The 14,914-nt window shown below is 73.2% G+C and carries 13 protein-coding genes; 9 read left to right on the top strand and 4 right to left on the bottom strand.

From position 1 onward, the window contains the following. Positions 1 to 38: 38 nt before the first annotated feature. Positions 39 to 1,331 carry a hypothetical protein gene (locus FOF48_RS01810; RefSeq protein WP_143898102.1) on the top strand — a complete coding sequence of 431 codons (1,293 nt, stop codon included), beginning with the start codon at positions 39 to 41 and terminating at the stop codon, positions 1,329 to 1,331. 61 nt (positions 1,332 to 1,392) lie between these two features. On the opposite strand, the gene FOF48_RS36260 is transcribed toward FOF48_RS01810, so the two are convergent. Continuing rightward, positions 1,393 to 2,427, bottom strand: coding sequence for a hypothetical protein (locus FOF48_RS36260; protein WP_186001726.1), 1,035 nt, complete (start codon positions 2,425 to 2,427; stop codon positions 1,393 to 1,395). A gap of 499 nt (positions 2,428 to 2,926) precedes the next feature. Between FOF48_RS36260 and FOF48_RS01820 the strand changes: the two genes are divergently transcribed. Together FOF48_RS01820 and FOF48_RS01825 are read left to right on the top strand one after the other, a co-directional pair. Further along, complete coding sequence (locus FOF48_RS01820) at positions 2,927 to 3,667, top strand: PP2C family serine/threonine-protein phosphatase (protein ID WP_143898104.1); 741 nt, start codon at positions 2,927 to 2,929, stop codon at positions 3,665 to 3,667. Between the two features lie 204 nt (positions 3,668 to 3,871). Beyond that, entirely contained in the window at positions 3,872 to 5,692 is a 1,821-nt protein-coding gene (locus FOF48_RS01825; protein WP_143898107.1) for a methyl-accepting chemotaxis protein, read from the top strand. 87 nt (positions 5,693 to 5,779) lie between these two features. Here the strand turns inward: FOF48_RS01825 and FOF48_RS01830 are convergent, their stop codons facing one another. Continuing rightward, positions 5,780 to 6,544 carry an SDR family NAD(P)-dependent oxidoreductase gene (locus FOF48_RS01830; RefSeq protein WP_143898109.1) on the bottom strand — a complete coding sequence of 255 codons (765 nt, stop codon included), beginning with the start codon at positions 6,542 to 6,544 and terminating at the stop codon, positions 5,780 to 5,782. Between the two features lie 186 nt (positions 6,545 to 6,730). Here FOF48_RS01830 and FOF48_RS01835 point away from each other — a divergent pair, with 186 nt between their 5' ends. Together FOF48_RS01835 and FOF48_RS01840 are read left to right on the top strand one after the other, a co-directional pair. Then, entirely contained in the window at positions 6,731 to 7,732 is a 1,002-nt protein-coding gene (locus FOF48_RS01835; RefSeq protein ID WP_143898112.1) for a DUF1028 domain-containing protein, read from the top strand. Positions 7,733 to 7,786: 54 nt separating this feature from the next. Beyond that, positions 7,787 to 8,968 (top strand): acyl-CoA dehydrogenase family protein, encoded by a 1,182-nt coding sequence (locus FOF48_RS01840; RefSeq protein ID WP_143898114.1) that lies wholly within the window; start codon positions 7,787 to 7,789, stop codon positions 8,966 to 8,968. Positions 8,969 to 9,041: 73 nt separating this feature from the next. Here the strand turns inward: FOF48_RS01840 and FOF48_RS01845 are convergent, their stop codons facing one another. Continuing rightward, entirely contained in the window at positions 9,042 to 9,917 is an 876-nt protein-coding gene (locus FOF48_RS01845) for a DUF2058 family protein (RefSeq protein WP_143898116.1), read from the bottom strand. 106 nt (positions 9,918 to 10,023) lie between these two features. Between FOF48_RS01845 and FOF48_RS01850 the strand changes: the two genes are divergently transcribed. The 3 genes from FOF48_RS01850 (at position 10,024) to FOF48_RS01860 (ending at position 12,296) form a co-directional block, all read left to right on the top strand. Continuing rightward, complete coding sequence (locus FOF48_RS01850; RefSeq protein ID WP_186001727.1) at positions 10,024 to 11,064, top strand: hypothetical protein; 1,041 nt, start codon at positions 10,024 to 10,026, stop codon at positions 11,062 to 11,064. Between the two features lie 178 nt (positions 11,065 to 11,242). Next, positions 11,243 to 11,788, top strand: a complete 546-nt coding sequence (locus FOF48_RS01855; protein ID WP_143898118.1) for an acyloxyacyl hydrolase — start codon at positions 11,243 to 11,245, stop codon at positions 11,786 to 11,788. Between the two features lie 154 nt (positions 11,789 to 11,942). Further along, positions 11,943 to 12,296 carry a hypothetical protein gene (locus tag FOF48_RS01860; protein ID WP_143898120.1) on the top strand — a complete coding sequence of 118 codons (354 nt, stop codon included), beginning with the start codon at positions 11,943 to 11,945 and terminating at the stop codon, positions 12,294 to 12,296. Between the two features lie 13 nt (positions 12,297 to 12,309). On the opposite strand, the gene FOF48_RS01865 is transcribed toward FOF48_RS01860, so the two are convergent. Then, entirely contained in the window at positions 12,310 to 13,830 is a 1,521-nt protein-coding gene (locus FOF48_RS01865) for a peptidase M3 (protein WP_143898122.1), read from the bottom strand. A 130-nt stretch (positions 13,831 to 13,960) separates the two neighbouring features. Between FOF48_RS01865 and FOF48_RS01870 the strand changes: the two genes are divergently transcribed. After that, positions 13,961 to 14,899 (top strand): RluA family pseudouridine synthase, encoded by a 939-nt coding sequence (locus FOF48_RS01870; protein ID WP_143898124.1) that lies wholly within the window; start codon positions 13,961 to 13,963, stop codon positions 14,897 to 14,899. The last annotated feature ends 15 nt before the right edge of the window (positions 14,900 to 14,914 follow it).

Consider the following 14,914-nt stretch of genomic DNA (forward strand, 5'->3'; position numbering starts at 1 on the left):
CTGACGGTCTCCATCGCCCCCTCCGGCGAAGCCCTCACATGACACGCGACGACGGCCCCGTCCCTTCCTCTCCCTGGCTGCGCCACGGCCGGTGGTTTCTTGCCCTCGTGCCCCTGGTGCTCATGGGCGGAGGGGTCTTCTGGTGGCAGGCAAGTGAAGGGGCCGAAGCGCCGGAGGGTGGCGTGGCGGAGCCTGCCTCCGCCCCGGCTCCCGAGCCGCGCGACGTGGCGCGGTCCGCGGCCGGGCGTGGAGGCACGCCCGCGCCCGCGGAGTCCGCGGCGCCGTCGCTGCTCAGCCCGGAGGCCCGCGAGCGCGAGGCTCGCCGCGAGCTGTGGCAGAAGCGCCTGGAGCGCGCCAGGCGTTCGCTGGAGTCGTACATGGCGGCCACGCGCTATCCGCCCGAGTCCCGACCCAGCCGCGAGCACCCGGACCAGATGGAGCTGGCGGAGCCGGAGCGCACGCGGCCGCTGAGTCCAAAGGCCGCGGAGAACGGCACGTCCGACGTGCAGCTGCGGCTCAAGCAGGACAAGGTGTTCGTCGTCGGTGACGAGGCGGTGCTCTTCACCGTGGCGTGCGAGGACTCGCGCCGCTCGCCCCGTCCGTGCGAGGTGGTGTCCGCGCTGGCGCACGAGGCGGACCACCTGACCGGCGCGGGCGGAGTGCCGGGCGTGCCGTTGGCTTTCGGAGACCTGGGCCGTGACGGCGACGTGGTGGCGGGCGACGGGATGCTCACCGGGCGCTTCCAGCCGTCGAAGCAGGGCTTCGCGATGTTCTCCGGCACGCTGCGCGTGGACGTGCGCGTGCGCTCCGGCGACGTGGAGGACGCGACGTTCTTCGACGTGCTCTACACGCCCGCGCCGCCAGCCACGTTCACCCGCCGGGTGCGCGAGGTGCTGGAGGCGGGCTCCCTGGAGTTGTACCTGTCCGTCCAGGTCCGCAAGGCGGGCCGGTACGTGGTGGCCGGCCGGCTGGACGACGAGGGCGGCGTGCCGTTCGCGTCCGTGTCGTTCAACGAGGAGCTGCAGGAGGGAATGCAGGAGGTGAAGCTCAACGTCTTCGGCAAGCTCATCCGCGACGAGGCGCCCGCGTTCCCGCTGACCCTGCGCGACGTGGAGGGCTTCCTGCTCAAGGAGATGGGAGACCCCGACCGCGAGCTGATGGTCACGATGCGCGGCCCCGTGCACACCACGCGCGCGTACTCGCTCCAGCAGTTCTCCTCCTTGGAGTGGAGGAGCGCGGAGCGCGACCGCTACACGACCGAGCTGGAGAAGGACGTCGTGGAGGCGCAGACGCAGCTGGACGCCGTGCTCGCGGGCAGGCCCGCGCCCTGAGCGTCAGGGCCCGTGAGGCGGAGTCCGTCGCTCCGCCTCCGCGGGGCCGCCCGGGGTGGGCTCAGGACTCGGAAGGAGGGGGCGGCGGCGTGCCGGCCGCGTCCACTTCCACGAGGTCGGCGTCCTGCACGTCCTCGAACTCCGCCGGGGCCTCCGCGTGCGCGAGGGCTTCGGGCTCCGCCGGGGATGCCTGGGCGGTGGTCTGGGCCTCGAGGGTGTCGCGCGCGTCCACGTCCGGCGCCACCACGACGCGGGCCTCTTCGTGCGCGGGGGCCTGAGGGGCCTCCAGTGCTTCGGGCGCCGCGTCCAGCGTGAAGTCGTTCACGTCCGCGAGGAAGTCGTCCGGAGGCGGGACGTTCATGGACCCTTCCAGCGGCAGCTCCGGTCCACCGTCGTCCAGCGTGGCCATGAACCCGTTCGGATCCTCGTGCGCGCCGGACGCGTCCAGCAGGTCGGACGCACCGCCCGCGTCATCGGCGTCCATCTCCTCGCTCAGCGCGCGCAGCTGCTCGTCGCTCAGGCTGGACAGGTCTCCCGACTCCAGGAGGAACAGCAGGTCCTCCGCCTCCTGCGCGGAGACGGTGCGAGGCATGGTGTCCAGGTTCTGGAGCTCCCACGCGGCCGCGTCGGGCGACAGGATGTCGGACGGGTCCAGCGAGGGATCCGCCGGCTCGGCTTCCGCGCGGCGCGCCGGATTGGAGAAGCGCGCCTGCATGAGCGGCGACGACAGGGCCTGCGGCATGCCCAGCCGCTGCGCGTAGGAGGGCGCCGCGGCCTCGAACTCGCTCACGCCCGCGAAGGTGCGCAGCTGCGCGTTCTCCAGCAGCGCGGCGCGGGGCTCCGGGGCCTCCAGCGCCGAGGCGCGCCCGGGCGCTCCCGAGGGCGTCTCCGTGAACCCCGCGTCCGCCAGCAGCGCGCCGGCCAGGTCGCCGTCGGCGTCCGCCTGGAAGTCGCTCTCGTCGGAGAAGCCGCGCCGCACCGGCTCCACCGGCGCCATGGGCTGCTGGCGCACCGGGGCGGTGACCTCCAGCTCGGCGGAGATGGACCAGGCCCTGGACGTCGCGATGCCAGAACCCACGCGGCGGATGGATGTCATGGGTGTCCTCGGGTGATGGCCCGCACGTCGGGCGGCTCTCTCATTGTCCGCCGGGCCCGGGAAGAGTTGCTAGGGGGGCGCCGCCAGAATCCGCCTCCCTGCCCGCCGTTGGATCCTTCGTAAACACCCTTTGGCCGCGATGCCCGGTATCCTCCCCGGCCTCCCGTGCCATGAGCAGGTGCGACATCATCCCGTTTGCCTCCAGGTCGTCGATGCCCATGACTCCCACTCCTCCGCCGGGGCCGCGCTCCCAGCTCCCCTTCGCCCGCGACGCCCGTCAGGACCTCCGGGACGTCCTCTTCGTGGGAGCCCCACGGAGGCACGGCGCCGGAGCGCCCGCGATGTCGGTCGGCGGACAGGGGCGTCCGCGGACTCGCAGTGACCGCGCACCCGGGCGTCTTCCCTGGGAGACAACCCCGAGGGGGCGCCCCGGGCGTGAAGCGACAGGGACGTTGGCCTCCCGTTTGCTCTCAGGGAGCCCAGCCAGGAGGTGGCAGTCATGAGGTTCGAAAGCGCGGGGCAGACCCACATCGGCCGGCGGCCGCACAACGAGGATGCGTACTGCGTCCTGCCGGAGCGGGGCCTGTTCGTGGTGGCGGACGGGTTGGGGGGACAGGAGGGGGGAGAGGTCGCCAGCCAGTGCGTGGTGGACACCTTCGCGGGGTTCAGCGACCGGCTGGACCGGGACCGGGACGGCACGTGGCCGGACGCGGTGGATCCCGCGAAGAGCCGCGAGGAGAACTACCTGGCCGCGTGCACCGCGCTCGCCCAGCGCACCCTGCGCGTGCGCCGCGTGGGCAAGCTCAAGGAGATGGCCTCCACGGTGGTGGCGCTCGCGGTGGGGGAGCGGAGCGCGGCGGTGGCCCACGTGGGCGACAGCCGCCTGTACCGCCTGCGCGAGGGACGTCTGGAGCCCCTCACGCGCGACCACTCGCTCATCGAGGAGCTGCGCGCCGCGGGCCGCGAACCGCCCGGCAACCCCGCCAACCTGCGCCACCTCATCACCCGCGCGCTGGGCACGGAGAACGCGGAGCCCACCGTGCAGCGGCTGGAGCCCTGGCCCGGAGACGTCTTCCTCCTGTGCTCGGACGGCCTCTATGAGCCGCTGGGCCCGGAGGCGCTGAAGGAGCAGCTGCGCGCCCCCACCGCCCAGGCCGCGTGTGACGCGCTCGTCGCCGCCGCCTACGAGGCCGGCGGCCGCGACAACATCACCGCCGTGGTGCTGCGCGTGGCGGCCTGAGCGCCTCTCCCCGCCGCGTCATCCGACAGGTGCGCACGCGAGCGGGACCCGTCAGGTCGGAGCGGACCACCGACCCGATATGATGGGTCTTCCCGGACGGAGGGGGAGTCGCCAGATACAGGGACTTCAATCTCTCGATATTTCCAGGTTAATCTCGGGGTTCCCCCCTCGCGTCCCCCTCCCTTGTCCGAGCACCCGTTGCGAATGACGCTCAGCCTCGCCGCGCGTTTGACCGCGGCCCTCACCGCCGTCGTTATCGCCCTCACCCTGCTCACCGTGTCGCTGATGGGGCTGTCGCTGCGCTCGCGCGTGGAGTCGGAGATGGCCTCCGCCCTGACGCGCGACGCGACCCGCTGGCAGGCGCTGGAGGACCAGGAGGTGCGGGTCCTGACGGAGCTGGGGCACGTGGCGCTGTCCAATCCGGCGCTGCTCCGCGTGTTCTCGCGCGAGCGCTCCGAAGCCGCCGCGCTGCTCAACGAACAGCGCGCGGTGCTGGGCGTGGACCTGCTGGTCCTGGTGGGCGTGGACGGCGCGGTGGTCGCGTCCACGGGCGAGCGGACGCTGCCGGGGCTGGACAAGGTGGTGCACCAGAAGGGGAAGGTGCTGCTGCCGGGCGCGGGTGCGCCGCTGCTCGCGGTGGCGCAGCCGCTCAAGGCCAACGGCGCTCCGGTGGGCTTCCTGGTGGTGGGCGCGGAGCTGGGCGCGGAGGACCTGGGGCGGCTGGGGGAGGGGAGCGAACAGCTGGAAGCCCTGCTGCGCGTGGGCCCGCGGCTGGTGGCGCAGTCGGTGCACACGGTGACGGCGCCGGCCCTGCTGGGGGTGGCCCCGGGCGGGGCGAACGGCGCCGAGGCGGACGTGGGTGGGGTGTCCCTGCACGTGTCGCGGGTGCAGGTGGGCGAGGGGCTGGAGCTGGTGCTCGCGCGAGGCGCGGAGGCGGAGTGGGGCCGGCTGCGCACCACGCTGGTGGGCGTGCTGGCGTTGGGGTTGCTGGTGGCGCTGCTCGCCGGCGGAGGGGTCTTCCTGCTGGTGCGGCGGATGATGGCGCCCCTGGGCGCGCTGACGGCGGCGGCGGCGCGGGTGGTGGCCGAGGGCGACTTCAGCGGCACGCTGGAGGTCCACTCCCAGGATGAGATTGGCCAGCTGGCCCGGTCCTTCGGGGACATGATGGCGCGGCTGCGCGCGGTGCTGGTGGCGCTCAAGGGGTCCGCGCAGGAGCTGGAGGCGACGGCGCTGGAGCTGGCCAACTCCGCTTCGGACCAGAACCTGGCGGTGACGCGGCAGGCGGCGGCGCTGCACCAGACGCAGATCGCCGCGCGGCAGCTCCAGGAGAGCTCCCGGGCGGCGGCGCAGCGGGCGTCGGGCGTGCTTCGCGAGGCGGAGAAGGCGGGCGCGGTGGGGCAGGCCGGCGAGTCCGCGGTGGCGGGCAGCGTGGGCGGCCTCACGCACATCCGCTCGCAGGTGGAGCGCATCTCCAACACGGTGTCGGAGCTGCGGCAGCGCACGCGGCAGGTGGGAGACATCACCGGCACGGTGAAGGACCTGGCGGACCAGTCCAACGTGCTGGCGCTCAACGCGGCCATCGAGGCGGCGCGCAGCGGCGAGGCGGGCCGGGCGTTCGCGGTGGTGGCCCGGCAGATGCGCTCGCTGGCGGACCAGTCCGCGACGGCGACGTCGCGCGTGCAGTCCATCCTCGGGGACATCGGCCTCGCCATCTCCGAGGCGGTGAAGACGAGCGAGGGGGGCACCCGCGAGGTGGAGGGGGGCCTGGATCAGGCCCGGGCGGCGGGCGAGAGCCTGCGCGCGCTGGCCGCCGTCATCCAGAACAACAGCGAGTCCGTGCGCAGCATCGCGGACATGGTGAGCCAGCAGGACGCGGGCATCGCGGAGCTCTTCGCCGCGCTGAGCGACCTGACGCGGCTGGCGGACGAGACGGTGGAGCGCGTGGCCACGAGCGCCGTGGCCGCCGCGCGCCTCACCACCGCGTCCCACGAGGTCAGCAACATCGTGGGGCAGTACCGGCTGTGACGATGGCGCGGCGCGGAAGGTGATTGCGCCCGCGAGCCGCGCCGGGGCCCCTGCTGCGCCGTCGGCCGGGCGCCGCGCGGAGGCCCGCTACGCCGCCTCGCCGCCGTCGATGGCGTAGGCCGCGCCGGTGATGGCGCCCGCGGCCTCCGAGGCGAGGAAGAGGCACATCGCGGCCACCTCCTCCGGCTGGATGATGCGGCCCATGGCGTTCATGGAGGCCAGGGCCTCGCGGGCCTGCTCCTGGGTGCGGCCCGTGCTCTGGGTGATGGCGGCCGTGGCACCCGCGAACATGTCCGTCTCCACCCAGCCCGGGTTCACGTTGTTCACCGTGACGTTCTTGCGCGCGTACTCCACGGACAGCGCGCGCGTCAGGCCCAGCAGCGCGTGCTTGGACGCGCAGTAGGCGGAGGTGTACTTCGCCCCGCGCGTCGCGGTGATGGAGCCGATGTTGATGACCCGCCCGCCGCCCGCGGACGCCATGGCGGGCATCAGCTCCCGGCACAGGATGAAGGGCGCCGTCACGTTCACGGCCATCACCTTCGCCAGGTCCGCCGTGGTCGTCTTCGTCAGCGGAGCGGACACGGTGATGCCCGCGTTGTTCACCAGCACCCGGGGCGTGCCGGCCGCGAGGATGACCTTGCACGCCGCGAGCAGCGCCGCTTCGTCCGCGACGTCCACCGCGTGGGTGCGGATGCGCTCGCCGCCTTCCTTGCGCAGCGCCTCCAGTGACTCCGCTGAACGCGCCAGCGCCCACACGTCATAGCCTTCGCGCGCGAACGCCAGGGACACCGCGCGGCCAATGCCCCGGCTGGCGCCCGTCACCACCACCGTCTTCGTCGTCTCGCTTGCCATGGGCGGGCAGCATAGCCCCGCGCCTGAAGTGGCTCCGCGATTCCACGAGCCCCCCGGGACTTTTTCGGGACGCGAGGGGCGCGCGTGCGTTCCCGCGAACAGTCGGACGGCGGCTCCGTGAAATGCATCACCCGCCGTTCCCGCGGCTCTTCCCGTCATCACCCATTGGCTGGAGGTTCGTTGCGTATGAAGTCTCTCAAGCTTGGCTTGCTGGCGGTCTCATGCGTGTGGGCCTCCGCCGCGCTCGCGGCGGCTCCGCCCACCGGCACCGTCAACTCGCGGCTGCTGGGCACGCGCGCCATCGTCGCCTGCGACCCCGTGGAGAAGTCCTGCGGCGTGGCGGTCATCTCCTTCCCCGCGGGCATCAGCGGGCTGGTGCCCTACGGCCGTCCGGATGTGGCGGTGGCGACCATGTTCTATCCCTCGGTGGATGACGCCGAGGCCATCCTCTCCCGCACCGACGCGGGCGACACACCGCAGGCCGCCATCGACTTCGTGTTCTCCGTGGACCCGTACGCGGACTACCGCCAGCTGGCCGCGGTGAAGCTGCTTCCCGACGGCACCGTCACGGTGGGCCAGCGCACCGGCGCGGAGAACGCCTCGCACCGCTGCGCCGTGAAGGGGGCGACGTTCGTGGTGCAGGCCAACAACATGACCACCCCCGCCATCTGTGACGCCATGGCCGTGGGCTTCCAGCACGCCAGGGGCAGCCTGCCGCAGCGGCTCTACGCGGCGCTCAAGGCGGGGGCCCGCGTGGGCGGAGATCGCAACGGCGAGCGCTCCGGAGTCATCCGCGTCTGGAGCGCCGAGAACGAGGCGGCCTTCTACACGCACGTGCTCGCGGACGCCGTGGTCCACGGCAGCAAGAACGCGCTGAGGGAGCTGGGCGTGGAGATGAACCGCTACCAGGCCGGCGTCGCGGCGCCGTACGCGTCCGACCTCATCCCGCTCGACCGGGACACCGTCCGGGACATGAAGCGCGTGCTGCGCAGGCTGGGCTACTACGGCGGGCGCATGGACGGCGCCTGGAACGACGCCGCCGAGCAGGCCCTCTACGACTTCAACTGGAACAACCTCTTCTTCCTCAAGCCCACCCAGGTGGTGGGCGGCGTGCGGAGGATCGACGGTCCGCTGGTCGACTTCCTGCGCGACGCGGACCTGGATGCGCTCGCTCCCGCGTCCCCATGACGCCCGGACGGGTGGGTTTGACGGCCCGAGGACGGCGACGTTAAGCACGCGGCCATGCCCCGCGCCGACATCACCGACCTGTTCCGTATCGACGACCTGCTGTCCGCCGAGGAGAAGGCCGCCCGCGACGCGGTGGCCCGCTTCGTGGACGCGGAGGTGCTGCCCATCATCGGACGGCACTTCCGCGACGGCACCTTCCCCGCGCACCTCGTCCCCGGCCTCGCGGAGCTGGGCGTGCTGGGCGCGAACCTCCAGGGGTACGGCTGCGCGGGGATGAACACCGTCAGCTACGGGCTGGTGCTCCAGGAATTGGAGCGCGGCGACTCCGGGCTGCGCAGCTTCGCGTCCGTGCAGGGCTCGCTGTGCATGTTCCCCATCCACGCCTACGGCAGCGAGGAGCAGAAGGCGCGCTTCCTGCCGGGCATGGCGAAGGGGCGGATCATCGGTTGCTTTGGCCTCACCGAGCCCGACTTCGGCTCCAACCCCGGCGGCATGCGCGCCCGCGCGCGGAGGGATGGCGACAGCTGGGTGCTCAACGGCACCAAGGCCTGGATTACCAACGGCTCCATCGCGGACGTCGCGGTGGTGTGGGCGAAGACGGACGACGGCGGCCCGGAGTCCGTGCGCGGCTTCCTGGTGGAGAAGGGCCTGCCGGGCTTCAGCGCGCGGGAGATCCCCGGCAAGTTCTCCCTGCGCGCCTCCCGCACCAGCGAGCTGTCCTTCCAGGACGTGCGCGTGCCGGACCGCGACGTGCTGCCCGGCGTCGTGGGCCTCAAGGGGCCGCTGTCGTGCCTCAACAACGCCCGGGCGGGCATCGCCTTCGCGGTGACGGGCGCGGCCATCGCGTGCTTCGAGGGCGCGCGTGAGTACGCGCTGTCCCGCGCGCAGTTCGACGGCAAGTCCATCGCCGGCTACCAGCTCACGCAGGAGAAGCTGGCGGACATGCTCCAGGAGATCGTCAAGGCGCAGCTGCTGAGCCTGCGGCTCGCGCGCCTCAAGGACGAGGGCAAGAGCAACCCCGTGATGGTGAGCCTGGCCAAGCGCAACAACGTGAAGAGCGCGCTCGACATCGCCCGGGTGGCCCGGAGCATCTATGGCGCCAACGGCATCACGGACGACTACCCGCCCGTGCGCCACATGCTGAACCTGGAGTCCGTCTTCACCTACGAGGGCACCCACGAGGTGCACACGCTGGTGCTGGGCAAGGCCATCACCGGCATCGACGCGTTCGGCTGACGCGGACGCCGGTGGAAGCCGCGCCTCCCCTCGCTCCCGGAGGGGAAGGAGGGGAGGGCACGGGAAGGAGACGTCAGGACTGGGGGCTGCCCTCGCCGGACGGCTCGGCGGGGGTGTCCTCGGAGGCCTCGGGCGCGTCCTCGGAGGTGTCGCCGCCCTCCGGAGCCTCGGAGGCCTCGGGCTCGTCGGGGACCTCCGTGGCGGTACCGGAGGCCTCGGCGGCCTGCTGCGCCTTGAGCTCCTCGTCGTTCATGAAGCCGACGGGGTTCTCCTTGCGGTTGAAGAAGCGCACGGCCTTGGCGGACAGCGCGTACATCTGCTCGGCCACCGTGGAGGGCACCAGCGAGTGCTCGATTTGAGCGGGCTCCGGGCGCTCCACCACGCCCAGCTCGCCGTCCTCCAGCTGCTTGGCCTGCGCGGGGCTCAGCTCCATGCGGCGCAGCTTTCCCTTGCGCGTCATGAAGTAGAAGGCCGTCTCGCCCGGCTCCTGCGGCACCTGGGCGCCCAGCACCAGCTCGCGCAGGGCCCGGTCCAGCTCCACCTGCTTCTTGGACTCGGCGCGCTGGTAGGCCTTGGAGCCCGGCATGGGCGGCAGCTTGGGGATGGGCTTGTCGGTCGTGGCCGGGGGACGCCCGGACGCGGCGAACCCGCCCTGCGGCCCCCGGAAGCCTCCGCCCTGACGCGGCGGACCGCCCGCGCCCTGGCGGGGCGGACCTCCGGCACCTCGGGGCGGGCCTCCACCGCCCTCGCGGCGGGGTGGACCTCCGGCACCTCGGGGCGGGCCTCCGGCTGTCCGATTCTCATCACGTCCCCGCTGGGCAGGCGCGCGTGGAGCGCTCCCCCGGTGGTCCTCCGGGCGCCGCGAGGGCGTGGGCGTGGCGTCGGACTTCTTGGCCTGCTCCTCGGAGACGAGGCCCGCTTTCAACAACTTGTCTCGCAGGTTCTGCATGGGTTGGGCGTTCTATCCCTTGCACGGCTGCACGCAAGCCACCGCTTGCCGCTCCTGTGCCCCCCACGTAACTTGCCGCCCCCGCCGTCCTGGTCGTGGAGGTTCCGTGAGAAGCCTGACGAAGTCCGCCGCCCTCGCCCTGGTCCTGGCAGCCGCCGGCTGCTCGGACCCCGTCGACAAGGCGGCCAAGGCCCGCATCTTCTCGCCGGAGGACCCGCCGAAGGTGGTGGCCTCGGCGAAGGAGAAGCTGCCGCCGGAGGACGTCGCGGACAACCCCCAGGTGTCCCGCCGCATCCTCGGCATGGACGCCGCGGAGGTGACCGAGCGGCTGGGCCCGCACTCCTTCCAGTCCACCCTCAGCTACGAGTGGGCCGGCCCCAACGGGAACAACCCGGTGAAGCTCACGGAGACGCGCTCCTTCAAGGCCGGCCCCGGGGGCGTCAACGGCGACTTCCACGGCATCCTGGAGAACTCCCGCGACCAGGGCCTGGAGGTCATGCGCGTGAAGGGGCAGGTGTTCGCGCGCAACCGCTACGGCCCGTACCGCCAGCGCCTGCGCGACCGCGGCATGGCCGAGCGCACCCGCACGGAGCTGACGGGCGCCATCCGCGACTTCGACGCCCTCTTCCAGGGCCGCATCAAGCTCACCCCCGCCGGCACCGTCACCCACGAGGGGCGGACGGCGTGGAAGTACAACGTCTCCCTGGGTCCGGCCCAGGACGCCGCCGCCCGGAAGCTGCCCGCCGCCTTCTCTCCCAAGAACGCGGATGAGACCACGAAGCGCCGCGCCAGCTTCTTCACCCACCGGCTGCCCCGCTCGCTGGAGGGCGAGGTGCTGGTGGACTCGGCTACGTCCGTCGTCCTCAAGGCCCGGCTGGACGGGCGCATCGGCGTGCCCCAGGAGAAGACCCCGGAGGCGGCCGAGCTGCGCATGACGCTGGAGTCGTCCCTGACGGAGATTGGCAGGGACCCCCAGCTCCAGCCGCCCCAGGACTTCCTGCCGGACGCGGACAAGCCCCAGGGCATCGCGGACGCGCTGGACCACTTCGGCATCCCGCGCGGCAAGGCGGGGGACTCGCCCGCCGCCCCTGGGGCCGCGGCCGGCTCCGGCGCCCCCGACCCCGAGGACGAGGGCGAAGGCAACTGACGTCCCCCGGGCGCCCCTAAGTCGTTGGAAGCCCTGGGTTTCCGGCTTCGGGGCCCCACCCCTCCGGGCTGTGACGGCCGTGTCCTGTGTGGGCCGCCGTCCGGCCGGGAGCCCTCCCGCAAGTGCCTGAAGCGCCTGGGGGCACCCCCTGGCCCTGGCCTTGCTCTGGGGGAGGGGCATGTCGCGTTCCCTCCTCACCCTGGCTGGCTGTGGGCTGACGCTCATGGCGGCCCCCGCCCTCGCCGAACCCGCCCGGAGCCTGGGCGTCACCGTGGCGCCGCTCGGGGCCTACATGCTCCAGGGGGGCGATGGGGTGGGGCGCTCCGTGGGCTACAGCGCGGGGCTGGGCTGGGCGTACCGCAAGGCGGGGGCGGTGCTGGAGGTGGGCGGTCACCTGGCGTCCAGCCGGCACCTGACGGAGGTGACGCCCATGTCGGTGCGGATGGTGCCGCTGGGGGACACCCGGGTGCGGCCCTTCCTGGGCGTGGGGGCCAGCCTGCTGGTGCCCCACTCGAGGCCCCTCCCGGCGGCCCCGGACGCGCTGGGCAGCCGGGTGCTCCAGGTGGGCTTCGAGCTCTGCGGCGGCGTGGGCGTGGAGCTGAGCCGGGACTTCTTCCTGTCCGCCGAGGCGCGCTACCAGAACTTCTCCGCCCGGGCGAACCCCTTCTCCAGCGACCGGCAGCACCTGCGCTCCACGTTCCTGGGCATGGGGATGCGCCTGTAGCTGTAGCGAGTGGGGCGGGTCGCTACAGACTGGCAGCGGCCTGTTGGAAGAAATTTTGACGGCCCTCTTGCGTCCTCTACAATCCTCGTCGGTTGCGGCCCAGACGCATCTGACATGCTCGGGTGTTCAGGCGTGCACAACGAAGGGAGCGGAGATGGAGCGCAAGGTCGGAAGTAGCACGTTGACCGCGAAAGAGGTCAAGGCGGCGCTGGAGAAGTCCACCACGCTGACGGCCGAGGAGGAGAAGGCCCTGCGCATGCGCCACGGCGCGGGTGCCCCCAGCCAGAACGCGCCGCTGCCCCGCGCCGCCGGCGCCAACGCGGAGCTGGCCGACGAGCTGCTCGTCATCGAGATGCAGCTGATGAAGGCCCTGCGCGCGCGCACCGGCCAGACGCGCACGGCGGCCACCGCCGCGAAGGCGCCCGCCGCTCCGGTCCGTACCCGCGAGGCCCCGGCCAACGCGGCGAAGGACAAGATCGTCCGCGCGCTTCGCGCCAAGAAGAAGTAGGGGCCGTTCGTCCCTACTGGTTGAGGATGGCCACGAGGCGCGCTCCCGCCTCGGGCAGCGCCAGCGGCGTGCCCGAGACCTCCGTGGCCAGTCCCTCCGCGTCGGCGGCGCCGCCCCGCGCGAACAGCCCCCGGAGCCAGGTGAAGGCGGCGGGGTTGCGCCAGAAGTCCTCGTTGAACCGCTCCAGGAGGTGCGCGGTGAGCCGGGTCTCCAGGGCCCAGGCCCGCAGGTAGCGGGTGACGTAGAGCTGCGAATCCACGTCATGCAGGAAGAAGCCCGGGTGCGGCTGCGCGAAGAGGGCGCGGCGCTGGCCGTCGGCATATTCGTCCGCGCGGTCGGCGGAGGCGCCCTTGGTGGACAGGGACAGCTCGTAGGACAGCTTCGCGCAGTGGCGGCGCAGCACGGCCAGGGCCTGGAAGGCGCCAAGCCGCACGGCGTCCTTCGTCGTGCTGGACGGCAGGTGCAGGTAGCGCTTGAGCCAGGCGGGGGACAGGAGCAGCCGCTCGAAGGTGGCCGCGAAGGCCTCCGTCACGGAGGCATCTCCCAGCCGGCGCAGCTCCATGGGGGCGTCCGCGTCCACGTGGGCCAGGTGCCACGCGTGGCCCAGCTCGTGGAGCAGGTCGCCCAGCGCGTCCATGCCGCTCCGGGGCTGGAGGACCAGCCGGATGTCCTGGGGCACGCGCACCGCGGCCACGAAGGGGCGTGACGCCTTGCCGGGGCGGGCCTCGTCGTCCAGGCGGATGCGGCCGCCGGCCTCGGGGTGGAGGCCCCAGTCGGACAGCCAGCGCATCACGGCGGGGACGGTGTCCTCGCGGCGGAAGAAGGCGTCCATCCAGGGGGCGCGCATGGCGGCCTGGACGTCGTGGCGCCGGGCCTCGCCGCCGGGCAGCGGGCGCAGGGTGGGCTCCAGCTTGCGCAGCACGTAGGCGAGCACGTCGCGGTAGGCGTCCTCGGTGCGGCGGAGGGTCTCCTCGGCGGCCTCGGCGAGCTTCGCCGCGTCGATGCCGGTGACGTCCTGGCGCAGCGCGGGGTAGTCCGCGAAGCCCAGCACCTCCGCGGCCTGGAGGGTGGCGTCGCGCCGGTCTCCGTACGGGCCGCGGTGTTCCCAGAGGAAGTTGCCGGCGCCGCGCTCCAGGAGGGCGCGGCGGGCGCGGTGGGGTTCGCGGGGAATCTGGGCCAGGGCCTGCGCGAGCGACAGCGTCTGGTCGTCGGCGGGGATGTGGGACCGGGCCTCCAGCGCGACGACGGCGTCCGCCGCGCGCACGGCGAGGGCCTCCTCCACCTGGGTGGCGATGAGCTCGCGCACCCGCGTGATGCGGAGCAGGGCCACGGGGTCGTCCTTGCCGCGAGCCCGGGCCAGCGCCTCGTTGGCGGCGGCGAAGGTCTCTGGCGAGGACAGCTCCGGGAAGGAGGAATACAGGGGGGCGACGGGGAGGTCCGGGGCGAGTCCGGCGCCGTAGCGGTACTGGAGGGTGGCCAGCTCGGCGAGGAAGTCATCCAGCCGCGACCGGACGGAAAGCAGGGGGCGGTCCATGGCGGCGCGGAAGGTAACAGGAAGCCCGCGTCAGGGCAGGGACCGCGCGCATAGAGTGTCGCGCCATGTCCTCCGCGTCCGCCGCCTGGCTGCATGCCCCCCTCGTGCTTCGGGAAGGGAGGGGGGCGCCATGAAGCGCCGGACGTTCCGGGTGGAGGGCGCGAACCAGGGCCGCACGCTGGTGGAGGCGGTGGAGGCGGAGCTGGGCCTGCCGGTGGCGGATGCGCGGCGGCTGGTGGAGGTGGGCGCGGTGTACGTCGCCGGGCGCCGCGCGCGGGATGGGGCGGTCCGGCTCCAGCCCGAGCAGGTGGTGACGGTGGTCCTGGAGGAGGCGGGCCAGAGTCCCCTGGAGGCCGCGAAGCCGGCGGCGCCCCTGCGCGTGCTGTTCGAGGACGCGGACGTCATCGCGGTGGACAAGCCGGCGGGCCTGAACGCGCAGCCCACGGAGGGGCGCGTGGGGGGAAGCCTCGTGGACCTCGTGGGCGAGCACCTGGGGCGGCCGGCGGGACTCGTGCACCGGCTGGACCGGGAGACCTCCGGGGTGACGGTGTTCGGCAAGTCCGCGCCCGCCACCTCGGCGCTGGCGGAGGCCTTCCGCGAGGGCACCGCGCGCAAGCGCTACCTGGCGGCGACGGGGCCGGGGCTGCCGGCGGCGGGGACGGTGGACCTGCCCCTGTCGAAGGACCCCTCGAGGCCCGGGCGCTGGCGGGCGTCCCGCGCGGCCAACGGCGTGCCCGCGTGGACGGACTACCGCACGCTGTTCGCGAGCGATGCGTTCTGCCTGGTGGAGCTGCTGCCCCGGACGGGGCGCACGCACCAGCTCCGAGCGCACCTGACGGCGCTGGGCGCGCCCATCCTCGGGGACGCGCGCTACGGAGGCGCGGCGAGCGCGGGAGGCCATGCGGCGCCGCGCTGTCTGTTGCATGCGCACGCGCTGGAGCTGGGCCATCCGCGCACGGGCCGGCCGATGCGATGGGAGGCGGAGGTGCCGGAGGACCTGCGGGCGTTCTTCGCCGCGGCGGGCGTGCGGGTGCCGGAGGGCCCCATCGTGGCCGCGGCCGCGCCCTGACACCTGGGATGGCCG

The sequence above is a fragment of the Corallococcus sp. Z5C101001 genome (assembly GCF_007352635.1).
GTDB lineage: Bacteria > Myxococcota > Myxococcia > Myxococcales > Myxococcaceae > Corallococcus > Corallococcus silvisoli.